Raw genomic sequence first — 6,343 nt, 5'->3', positions numbered from 1 at the left:
ACCTGACGGAGCTGCGCGCGCAGGCGCGCCGCAGCGGCAAGCCGTTCGACTACGACCGCGAGGTCGAGGGCATCCGCGCGCTCGACCGCTACACCCTGCGCATCCGGCTGGCCGAGCCGAACCCGCGCTTCCACCACTGGTTCACGCAGGGCGCGCTGGTCGGCGCAGTGGCGCGCGAGGTGGTCGAGCACTACGGCGCCGAGATCGCCGCGCACCCGGTGGGCACCGGCCCGTTCATGCTCGCGGCCTGGCGCCGCGGCTCGCGCATCGAGCTGGTGCGCAACCCGCGCTTTCGCGAGCTGCACTTCGAGGCCGAGCCGGCGCCCGGCGATGCGCCCGCGCAGGAGATCGCGCGCCAGCTGGCCGGCCGGCGCCTGCCGGTGGCCGAGCGCATCGAGGTCAGCGTGATCGTCGAGGCGCAGCCGCAGTGGCTCGCGTTCGTCAACGGCGCGCTCGACGTGCTGGCGCTGCCGGTGGAGTTCACGCCGATCGCGGCGCCCGGCAAMCGCATCGCGCCGCACCTGGCGCGCCAGGGCGTGCGCCTTCAGCGCAGCGCGCAGGCCGACATGGCGCTGACCTACTTCAACATGGATGACCCGGTGGTCGGCGGCAACGCGCCGGACAAGGTCGCGCTGCGCCGCGCGATCTGCCTGGCCTACGACAACCGGCAGGATCTCGAGGACCTGCGCCACGGCCAGGGCATCCCGGCGCAGTCGGTGGTCGCGCCGTTCACTTCGGGCTATGAAGACGACTACCGCAGCACGATGAGCGAGACCAGCGTCGCGCGTGCGGCCGCGCTGCTCGACCTGTACGGGTATGTCGACCGCGACGGCGACGGCTGGCGCGAGGGGCCGGACGGCCGCCCGCTGGTGCTGCGGCTCGCGTCACGGCCGGACCAGCGGCAGCGCCAGTTCAACGAGCTGTGGCGCAAGTGCATGGCGGCGGTGGGGCTGCGCATCGCGTTCGACATCGCGAGCTGGCCCGAGCTGCTGAAGATGGGGCGCGCCGGCAAGCTGATGATGTGGGGCTTCAGCTGGGTGGCGGGCACGCCGGACGGCGGCTTCTTCCTCGGCATCGGCTACGGGCCGAACGCGAACGAATCGAACGATGCGCACTTCTCGCTGCCGGCCTACGATCGCCTGTTCGAACGGCAGAACGTGCTGCCCGACGGGCCGGAGCGCGCGGCGCTGATGCGCGAGGCGAAGAACATTCTGGTGGCGTACATGCCGTACAAGGCGCATGTGCACACCGTCGTCAGCGACGTGCTGCAGCGGCGCGTGATCGGGCACCTGAGGCATCCGTTCATGCGCGACACGTGGCAGTTCGTTGGTCTCGAGTGAGGCACGCATGGCAGTACCCAGACCGCAGATCTTGCGCTACACCGACTGGCTGGCCCGCGAGCGCGGGCTGCCCTTCGACGCGACCACGCACGAAGGCTACGACGCGCTGTGGCGCTGGTCCGTCACCGATCTCGACGCGTTCTGGCGTTCGATCTGGGACTTCTACGGGCTGCAGTCGCCGACGCCGTTCACGCAGGTGCTGGCCGACGACCGCATGCCGGGCGCGCGCTGGTTCGACGGCGCGCAGCTGAACTACGCGCAGCAGGTGTTCCGCCATGCCGACGCGGCGCATGCGGCCGGGCATCCGGCGATCGTTTTCCAGGACGAGCGGCTGCGCGACTGCGCGAGCCTGCTCGAGTGGAGCTGGCCGAAGCTGCGCCGCCAGGTGGCCTCGCTCGCGGCGCACTACCGGCAGCTGGGCGTGGTGCGCGGCGACCGCATCTGCGCCTTCATGCCGAACACGCCGCAGACGGTGGTCGCGTTCCTCGCGGCCGCCAGCCTCGGTGCGGTGTGGTCGGTCTGCTCGCCCGACATGGGGCCGGTCGCGGTGCTCGACCGCTTCCGCCAGATCGAGCCGACGCTGCTGGTCGGCTGCGACGGCTATGTGCACGGCGGTACCGCGCACGACCGGCTCGCGCTGCTGCAGAACCTCGTGAAGGAGCTGCCGACGCTGAAGCACGTGCTGCTGTGGCGCAACCTGGGTGACGCACTGCCGGCCGGCTGGCACGACTTCGACGGGCTGCTGTGCGGCGACGCGCCGCTGCAGGTCGACCCGCTGCCGTTCGATCACCCGCTGTGGATCGTCTACTCCAGCGGCACCACCGGGCTGCCGAAGGCGATCGTGCACGGCCACGGCGGCGTCGTGCTGGAGCACCTGAAGTTCATGGGCCTGCACAACGACCTGGGCCCGAGCGCCGAGGGCGGCGACCGCTTCCACTGGTACAGCGCGACCGGCTGGATCATGTGGAACTGCCAGATCGCCGGGCTGCTGAACGGCACGACGATCTGCCTGTACGACGGCAGCCCGGCCGGGCGCAGCGGGCAGCCCGACTGGAACACGCTGTGGCGCTTCGTCGCCGATGCGAAGGCGACCTTCTTCGGTGCCGGCGCCGCGTTCTTCGCGAGCTGCATGAAGGCCGGCATCGAGCCGGCGCGCCTGCCGGGGCTCGCGCGGCTGCGCGCGCTCGGCAGCACCGGCTCGCCGCTGTCGGCCGACGTGTACCGCTGGGCGGCTCAGCACCTGCCGCGCGTCGGCGACCGGCCGCTGTGGCTCACCTCGCTGTCGGGCGGCACCGATTTCGCCGGCGCTTTCGTGGCCGGCCTGCCGACGCTGCCGGTGGTCGAGGGCGAGATGCAGTGCCGCTGCCTGGGCGCCGCGGTCGAGGCCTGGAGCGAGCCCGACCCGGCGACCGGCCGCGGGCATGCGCTCGTCGACGAGGTCGGCGAACTGGTGTGCACGCGGCCGATGCCGTCGATGCCGCTGTACTTCTGGGGCGATGCGGACGGGCAGCGGTACCGCGACAGCTACTTCGACATGTACCCGGGTGGACATGGAAGACCTGCGGTCTGGCGCCACGGCGACTGGCTGCGCATCACGCCGCGCGGCGGCGCGATCATCTACGGCCGCAGCGACGCGACCATCAACCGCCACGGCATCCGCATGGGCACGGCCGAGCTGTACCGCGCCGTCGAGGCGCTGCCCGAGGTGCTGGACAGCCTGGTGGTCGACCTGGAGTACCTGGGCCGCGAGAGCTGGATGCCGCTGTTCGTCGTGCTGCGCGCGGGCCGCGTGCTCGACGAGGCGCTGGTCGCGCGGCTGAAGCAGGAGATCCGCAGCGCGCTGTCGGCGCGGCATGTGCCGAACGAGATCTTCCAGGTGGACGCGATCCCGCGCACGCTGTCGGGCAAGAAGATGGAGCTGCCGGTGAAGAAGCTGCTGATGGGCACGCCGGCCGAGCAGGTGTTCAAGCTGGATGCGATGGCGAATGCATCGAGCGTCGCGTGGTTCATCGAGTTCGCGCGCACCAGGAAGTAGCCCGGATGCCAATCCGGGGTTCGGCGCCGTCCCGGATTGGCATCCGGGCTACAGGGGAAGCTCGGTGAAGTAGCGGCCGCCGTGATAGATCAGCGGCTGCGCCCCTTCGCGCCGCTCGCAGCGCTCGACCTCGCCGACGAAGATCACGTGATCGCCCTCTTCGTACTGGCTGCGGTTGAAGCACTCGAACACCGCGGCCACGCCTTCGAGCACCGGCGCACCGCCGACGCCTTCGCGGAAGCGCAGCCCGGCGAAGCGGTCGATGTCCTTCGCGGCGAAGCGCTCGGCCAGCGGGCGCTGGTCGGCGGCAAGGATGTTGATCGCATAGTGCGAGCCGCGCGTGAACGCCGGCATCGACCCGGCGCGCCGCGACAGGCTCCACAGCACCAGCGGCGGCGACAGCGACACCGAGTTGAACGAATTGGCGGTCAGGCCGACCGGGTTGCCGTGCAGGTCGAGCGCGGTGACGATCGTGACGCCGGTGGCGAACATCCCGAGCGCAACGCGGAACTCCTGGGCCGAGAAACTGGGTGCCATGGGGCGCAGCATTGCATTCATGCCGGAATTGTGGAGGGCGGCGGCAGGCGCCGCCAACTCTCATTTGAGGGGGTCGGGCAGCTCCTACACTCGTGCAGCATGACACGATACCCGATGATTCGACGGGCGCTGCGGGGCGTCTGCGTGCTGCTCGCCTGGGGGCTGGCGCCAGCGGCGCAGGCCGAGGCGCCCTGCCCTGAGCTGGCCCGCCGCCTGCCGAACCTGAGCCCGGCGCTGTGCGAGCGTGCCGCGCTGAAGCCGTCCGGCGCCGCGTCGGTGAAGGGCGTGGCGCTGTACCAGCGCGACGTGCCGGCGCCACAACCGCTGCTGCTGCCTGACGACACGCCGCCGCCCGCGCCGCGCCGCGTGCTGGTGCTGGGCGGCATCCACGGCGACGAGCTGTCGTCGAGCGCGCTGGTCTTCCACTGGATCGCCCACGCCGGCGACACCGGCGCCGGCATGGACTGGCGGTTCGTTCCGGCGCTGAACCCCGACGGCCTGCTGCTGCCGAAGCCGACGCGCACCAATGCGCACGGCGTCGACCTGAACCGCAACTTCCCGACGCCGCACTGGGACCGCGACGCGCCGGTCTACTGGCTCAAGCGCACGAAGAAGGACCCGCGGCGCTGGCCCGGCCCGCGTGCGCTGTCGGAGCCCGAGGCCCGCTTCGTGACCGACACGATCGAGGCCTGGAAGCCCGACGTCATCGTCACCGTGCACGCGCCGTACGGCGTGCTCGATTTCGACGGCCCGAGCGTGCCGCCGCAGCGGCTCGGGCGGCTCTACCTCGACCGCGTCGGCATCTTCCCCGGCTCGCTCGGCCACTACGGCGGCGTGCACAAGGGCGTGCCGGTGGTGACGATCGAGCTGCCGAGCGCGATCCGCACGCCGACCGATGCCGAGATGCGGCAGATGTGGCTCGACCTGCTGCGCTGGCTGGACGAACGGCTCGCGCTGCGGGAACATCGGTAGGCACACCTCACACACCATGACCTCGCTCGCCCGCCACCTGTACGCCAGCGCCCACAACAACGCCTGGGCCAACCACCGCCTGCTGCAGGCCTGCGGGCGGCTGACGCAGGACGAGTTCACGGCGCCGCGCACCGGCTTCTTCCCGTCGATCCGCGCGACGCTGAACCACAACCTGACGGTCGACGACTACTACCTCGACGCGATCGAGCGCAGCCTGCGCGGCGACCCGCCCCACCCCGACCCGGGGTCGTTCTTCGACCCCGAGGAGCCGTGCGCGACCTGCGCCGAACTGGTGGCCGCGCAGCAGCGCATGGACCAGCGCCTGCTCGCCGTCGCCCACGCGCTGCTGGCCGATGGCACGCTGCTGGAGCGCGTGATCCAGGTGCCGCGCACGCAGCGCATCGACCGCGAACCGCTGCACCGCCTGCTGGCCCACCTCTACCAGCACCAGGTGCACCACCGCGGCCAGGCGCATTCGATGCTGTCGGGCACGTCGGTCGCGCCGCCGCAGCTCGACGAGTTCTTCTGCGTCAACGACCTGCCGTTGCGAGCGGACGATTTCCGTGCCCTAGGCGTGACAGAAGCCGCGATCTGGCATGGCTGAGCGGGAATAGCCGCCCGTCGCCCCGCGTAGACCTCAGGTGAGCGTTCCCAGCACCTTCCGCCAGCAGCTCCTCGGCACGATCCCGCGGCTGCGGCGCTATGCGCGCTCGCTGCTGATCGATGCCGCGGCGGCCGACGACCTGGTGCAGACGGCGCTGGAGCGCGCGCTGTCGCACTGGCACCAGTTCGACCAGCAGCGCGACATCCTGGTGTGGGTCATCAGCATCGCGCACAACGCCCACATGGACACGCTGCGCCGCAGCGGACGGCTGTCGATCATGGATCCGCACGAGCTGCAGACCGAGCAGGACCTGCGCGGCAGCGACCCCGGCGCCGATGTCGGCCTGCGCATGGACCTGGTCGCCGCGCTGCAGCGCCTGCCCGTCGAGCAGCGCGAGCCGCTGCTGCTGGTGACGGTCGAGGAACTGTCGTACGCCGAATGCGCCGAGGTGCTGCGCATCCCGATCGGCACCGTGATGTCGCGCATCTCGCGCGGGCGCGCCGCGCTGCGCGCGCTGCTCGACGGCCGCGCCCCGGTGGCGTCGGTGCAGCCGCTGCGGCGCGTGGTCTGAACTGGATGTCGATGATGGCCGCCCCCCTCTTCTCCTCCCCCGACGAACGCGACGACACGCTGAGCGCGTGGCTCGACGGCGAACTGCCGCCCGAGCGCCGCGCCGAGGTCGATGCCTGGCTGCTGGCCAACCCCGAAGAAGCGGCGCGCGTGCGGCTGTGGGCCGCCGACCGCGATGCGCTGCGCGCCCGCCTGGCCCCCGCGGAGGCTGAGCCGGTGCCGGAGCGGCTGCAGCAACTCGTGTGGCAGCACGCGCCCGAGGCGGCAGCGCCGTGGTGGCAGGGC

The 6,343-nt window shown here is 71.6% G+C and carries 7 protein-coding genes; 6 read left to right on the top strand and 1 reads right to left on the bottom strand.

Translation table 11 applies throughout. The annotated features are described in order from the left end of the window. Positions 1 to 1,340, top strand: a 1,340-nt coding sequence (locus tag AC1D01_RS16595; RefSeq protein ID WP_477868111.1) for an ABC transporter substrate-binding protein, incomplete at its 5' end; no start/stop codon positions are given. A 7-nt stretch (positions 1,341 to 1,347) separates the two neighbouring features. Beyond that, positions 1,348 to 3,375, top strand: a complete 2,028-nt coding sequence (locus AC1D01_RS16590) for an acetoacetate--CoA ligase (RefSeq protein ID WP_477868109.1) — start codon at positions 1,348 to 1,350, stop codon at positions 3,373 to 3,375. A gap of 48 nt (positions 3,376 to 3,423) precedes the next feature. Here AC1D01_RS16590 and AC1D01_RS16585 read toward each other — a convergent pair whose 3' ends face one another. Next, a complete protein-coding gene (locus AC1D01_RS16585) occupies positions 3,424 to 3,933 on the bottom strand; it encodes a flavin reductase family protein (RefSeq protein WP_477868107.1) in 510 nt (169 codons plus the stop codon). Positions 3,934 to 4,026: 93 nt separating this feature from the next. On the opposite strand from AC1D01_RS16585, the gene AC1D01_RS16580 reads away from it, so the two are divergent. From AC1D01_RS16580 to AC1D01_RS16565, 4 genes are all read left to right on the top strand, one after another. Further along, the gene (locus AC1D01_RS16580; protein ID WP_477868105.1) at positions 4,027 to 4,884 is read left to right on the top strand and encodes a M14 family zinc carboxypeptidase; all 858 of its coding nucleotides are present in this window, start codon (positions 4,027 to 4,029) and stop codon (positions 4,882 to 4,884) included. 16 nt (positions 4,885 to 4,900) lie between these two features. After that, a complete protein-coding gene (locus AC1D01_RS16575) occupies positions 4,901 to 5,488 on the top strand; it encodes a DinB family protein (RefSeq protein WP_477868103.1) in 588 nt (195 codons plus the stop codon). Positions 5,489 to 5,525: 37 nt separating this feature from the next. Beyond that, positions 5,526 to 6,059: a sigma-70 family RNA polymerase sigma factor gene (locus AC1D01_RS16570; RefSeq protein WP_477868101.1), complete on the top strand. Its 534-nt coding sequence runs from the start codon at positions 5,526 to 5,528 to the stop codon at positions 6,057 to 6,059. 14 nt (positions 6,060 to 6,073) lie between these two features. Next, positions 6,074 to 6,343: anti-sigma factor family protein (locus tag AC1D01_RS16565; RefSeq protein WP_477868099.1), on the top strand; the 270-nt coding region annotated here is incomplete at its 3' end.

Source organism: Rhizobacter sp. P3_B12 (assembly GCF_056402895.1).
This window is presented reverse-complemented; position numbering and strand designations above follow the sequence as displayed.

Excerpts from the sequence above, each read along its gene's own strand:
- AC1D01_RS16590 (WP_477868109.1), top strand. The coding sequence starts at position 1,348 with ATGGCAGTACCCAGACCGCAGATCTTGCGCTACACCGACTGGCTGGCC.
- AC1D01_RS16585 (WP_477868107.1), bottom strand. The coding sequence starts at position 3,933 with ATGAATGCAATGCTGCGCCCCATGGCACCCAGTTTCTCGGCCCAGGAG.
- AC1D01_RS16580 (WP_477868105.1), top strand. The coding sequence starts at position 4,027 with ATGATTCGACGGGCGCTGCGGGGCGTCTGCGTGCTGCTCGCCTGGGGG.
- AC1D01_RS16575 (WP_477868103.1), top strand. The coding sequence starts at position 4,901 with ATGACCTCGCTCGCCCGCCACCTGTACGCCAGCGCCCACAACAACGCC.